This window comes from Caulobacter sp. 602-1 (genome assembly GCF_003931565.1).
Lineage (GTDB): Bacteria > Pseudomonadota > Alphaproteobacteria > Caulobacterales > Caulobacteraceae > Caulobacter.
The window spans coordinates 1-452 of sequence record NZ_RRYI01000026.1 but is presented as its reverse complement, the minus strand read 5'-3'; the positions used below and the strand labels follow the sequence as shown (position 1 = coordinate 452).

1 protein-coding gene is annotated in these 452 nt (G+C 58.8%); it reads left to right on the top strand.

The window, feature by feature from the left end; all coding sequences use genetic code 11:
• On the top strand, positions 1 to 429 hold a 429-nt coding region (locus EIK80_RS25075; protein WP_233586940.1), incomplete at its 5' end, for a DUF4235 domain-containing protein.
• Positions 430 to 452 lie beyond the last annotated feature (23 nt).

Below are 452 nucleotides of genomic sequence, written 5' to 3'. Positions count from 1 at the left end.
AGCTCGGCAACTCCACCGCACATCCTATCTTTTGCGATTAGACTGATAGTCATGAGTGATGAAACGAACACCGGTATTGCCTCTGACGCCGATCGCGTTGTCGAGGGACTGCACCGCATCGATCAGAAGGTGGACGACTTGCGCAACCAACGTCTCAACGACCCCGACTCTCTGGGCGACAAGCTCGTCAAGTCGGCAGTGCCGGCCTTGGCTGGTCTGGTTGCGGGCAAGCTGTTTCAGATAGCCTGGGACAAGGGCGCCGCGCGCCGCAATGTGATCAAAGGACTGGCTGCCGACGCACCGCAAGGCCTGGCCATGAGCTTGGCATTTGCCGCCATCTCAGCGGCATTCGGCGCAATAGTTTCGCAGTTGTCTAATCAGGGTTCTCAAGCGTTTGTCGAGCGACGCCACCGCAAGGCTTCTCGTTAAGCGCCTGAACCGCTGGCCCCAAC